The 3,092-nt window shown below is 62.7% G+C and carries 5 protein-coding genes; all 5 read left to right on the plus strand.

What is annotated here, in order from left to right; translation table 11 throughout:
* A partial coding sequence (locus ACZ6WW_RS23460) for a head maturation protease, ClpP-related (RefSeq protein ID WP_465276327.1) occupies positions 1-594 on the plus strand: 594 nt, incomplete at its 5' end.
* Positions 595-666: 72 nt separating this feature from the next.
* The gene (locus ACZ6WW_RS23465) at positions 667-1,890 is read left to right on the plus strand and encodes a phage major capsid protein (protein WP_465276328.1); all 1,224 of its coding nucleotides are present in this window, start codon (positions 667-669) and stop codon (positions 1,888-1,890) included.
* Positions 1,891-1,967: 77 nt separating this feature from the next.
* Positions 1,968-2,210 (plus strand): hypothetical protein, encoded by a 243-nt coding sequence (locus ACZ6WW_RS23470; protein ID WP_465276329.1) that lies wholly within the window; start codon positions 1,968-1,970, stop codon positions 2,208-2,210.
* 6 nt (positions 2,211-2,216) lie between these two features.
* Positions 2,217-2,828 (plus strand): head-tail connector protein, encoded by a 612-nt coding sequence (locus ACZ6WW_RS23475; RefSeq protein ID WP_465276330.1) that lies wholly within the window; start codon positions 2,217-2,219, stop codon positions 2,826-2,828.
* Positions 2,825-3,092, plus strand: a 268-nt coding sequence (locus tag ACZ6WW_RS23480) for a hypothetical protein (RefSeq protein WP_465276331.1), incomplete at its 3' end; no start/stop codon positions are given. The genes ACZ6WW_RS23475 and ACZ6WW_RS23480, both read left to right, overlap by 4 nt.

Raw genomic sequence — 3,092 nt, forward strand, 5'->3', positions numbered from 1 at the left:
GGTATGACGGCAAAGACCTTTGCCGATGCGCTGAAAACCGTCACGGCCAGCACGATCCATCTGCGAATCAATTCCCCCGGCGGTGACGTGTTCGAGGCTCGGGCGATCATCGCTCAGATGCAGGCCAGCAAGGCCAAGTTCATTGCGCATGTCGACGGCGTCGCTGCATCGGCCGCGAGTGTAATCGCGGTAAATTGCGCCGAGGTCCAGATGGCCGAGGGCTCGTTCATGATGGTCCACAAGGCCTGGACCTTCGCGATGGGCAATGAAGACGAGATGACCAATGCCGCCGCGTTCCTGAAAAAGATCGACGCCACGATCGCAGCCGACTATGCCAAGAAAACCGGTGGCACCGTCGCGCAGGCGGTGGCCTGGATGAAGGCTGAGACCTGGTTCAACGCCAATGAGGCGGTGACGGCTGGCCTGGCTGATTCGGTGGCCGTGGATGCGCCGAAGGCGAAGGCGCGCTGGAATCTCACCGCCTACGACAATGCGCCGGCCATTCCCGAACCGGAAGCCGAGAACACCATCGACGAAAGCGAGTTCCGCGCGCACCTCGAGCGCCGCCTCGCCTTAGTCGAGCAGATCGCTTAAGCGCCGCGCTGCGCTTAGCCCCCGAGCCGCCATTGGGCGGCTTTTTTTTCACCTCAAGAAAGGTAAAGACCCATGAGTATCCAAGCTCTCCGGGAGCGTCGCAGCGCCCGAGCCAAAGAAATTCGCGAGTACATGGACAAGACGAAGGATCGCAAGTGGACCGCCGAAGATCAGGCGTTCTACGACACCGCCATGGCCGAGATCGCCGACCTTGAAGCCCAGATCGATCGCACCCAGCGCGTGCTCGATCTGGATGCCGAGAACCGCGGTGAAGACGCCATCCGCGAGGCTGCTGCACGGGCCCTGGCCAACGGTGGCGCGCAGCCTTCCGTCTACAACCGCTTCCTGCGCGTTGGCTTCGACGGCCTGACCCCCGAAGAAATACAGGTCGTGCGCAACACCATGTCGACCACGACGCCCAGCCAGGGCGGCTACACGGTGCCCGTGGAAGTGGCCAAACAGGTCATCGAAGCCCTCAAGGCCTTCGGCGGCATGCGCGCAGTGGCGGAGGTGTTCAGCACCTCGCAGGGCAACGACATTCAATACCCGACCAGCGACGGTACGGCCGAGATCGGCGAGATCGTCGCGCAGAATGTTGCAGCTGCTGCGGCTGACCCGTCGTTCAATGCCGTCACGCTGTCAACGTTCAAGTTCGGATCGAAGGTCATTACCGTTCCGATCGAGTTGATCCAGGATTCGAGTGTCGATATCGAGGGCTTTTTGGTTGCTCGTATCAGCAAGCGCCTGGGTCGCATCCAGAACCAGAAGTTCACCATCGGCAGCGGCACCAACGAGCCCAATGGCCTGTTTACGGCCGCACCGGTGGGCGTGACCGCGGCCACCGGCGGCACGGTCACCGTGACCTACGACAACCTGATCGATATGCAGCATTCGGTCGACCCGGACTACCGCGCCGGGAAGAACTGCAAATGGATGTTCAACGACAACACGCTCAAGGTGGTACGCAAGATCAAGGATGGCCAGCAGCGTCCAATCTTCGTTCCGGGCTACGAGACGAATGTGCCGGGCGGCATGCCGGACCAGCTGCTGGGTGACGCGATCCAGATCAACCAGGACGTGGCCGCCATGGCAGCGAACGCCAAGTCGATCGGCTACGGCGATTTCAGCTACTACAAGATCCGCGACGTGATGGACGTGACGCTGTTCCGCTTCACCGACTCGGCTTTCACCATCAAGGGGCAGGTCGGCTTCCTCGCCTGGCAGCGTTCCGGTGGCCAGTACACCGGCGTCGGCTCGAACGGTCCGGTGTCGTTGTTCCAGAACTCGGCCACCTGATCGCGCCTCCGCGCAGCTCTGCATGGGGCGCCTTCGGGCGCCCCGTGCTCTGAACTTTCCATATCGAGGAATTCATCATGGCTCCCAAGCCCACCGCTGGCGCGACGAGTGGTCGCGTTCTCCAGACGTTCGAGCTCGACGGCGTGACCTACAAGCCGAACGCCCACATCTTCGAGGGCGATGCCGCCCAGGTCGCCGCGCTCCATGAAGCCGGCCAGATCGATTCGCACCCCGACGCGGTCGACTACGCCGAAAAGGCTGGCCACACCGTGCCGGAAAAGCCCAAGGCCGAGAAGCCGGCGTCCAAGGCTGAGAAGTAAGCCGACATGCTGCGCATCCCGTCAAATGTCCGCAGCGTGGTCGTCACGACGCCACCGACCGTCGAGCCGATCACTCTGGATGAAGCCAAGCTGCATCTGCGTATCCTCGATACCGATGAAGATGGGCTGATCAGCTTGTTCATTGCCGCAGCTCGCGGGCACGTAGAGGAAGCGACGGGCGTTGCGTTGATGCAACAAAGCTGGCGGGTCACCTGGGATCGGTTCGAGGACCGAATGACGCTCCCGGGTGGCCCTGTCTCAGCTCTATCGACGCTAACCTACATCGATCAGCAGGGCGAACTGCAGGCGATGCAAGCCGGTACCGACTACGTCGTCGACTTGGCCAGCGTGCCGGCCCGCATTACGCCGCCGGCGGGCAAGTCATGGCCGCGCACCAACAGCGTGCCGGCAGCGGTGACGGCTGTGATCACCGTAGGCACCACGCCGGCGTCAGGCAATGACCCTGGGGAACAAATCCCGGCGGCTCTGCGGGCCGTATTGCTGATGATCATCGGTGACCTGTATGTGAATCGCGAGGCCACCGGTCAGATGACGGATATGGCGACCAATCCGACGATCGAGCGGCTGCTCGCGCCGTGGTCGTTGCTGGCATCGTGAGTTTTTGCAATCGCTGGCGAGAGGCGATTTGCATCGCCAGTGGCCCAAGCCTCAGCAACGAAGATTGCCGCCGCGCGGAACGCTGGCGAGCGGAGGCCGCGGGCCGCGCGATCTTCGTCACGAACACCACGTTCCGCGCAGTGCCGACAGCTGATGTGCTGTACGCGCTCGATCAGGACTGGTGGCGATCGTATATGGCCGAGGTGCATCGCACGTTCCGCGGCGTGCTGGTCAGTCCGCAGGAGGTTGCCGGCGTCCGCTGTG

The organism is Dyella sp. NPDC103356 (genome assembly GCF_055584465.1).

Excerpts from the sequence above, each read along its gene's own strand:
- ACZ6WW_RS23475 (WP_465276330.1), top strand. The coding sequence starts at position 2,217 with ATGCTGCGCATCCCGTCAAATGTCCGCAGCGTGGTCGTCACGACGCCA.
- ACZ6WW_RS23465 (WP_465276328.1), top strand. The coding sequence starts at position 667 with ATGAGTATCCAAGCTCTCCGGGAGCGTCGCAGCGCCCGAGCCAAAGAA.
- ACZ6WW_RS23470 (WP_465276329.1), top strand. The coding sequence starts at position 1,968 with ATGGCTCCCAAGCCCACCGCTGGCGCGACGAGTGGTCGCGTTCTCCAG.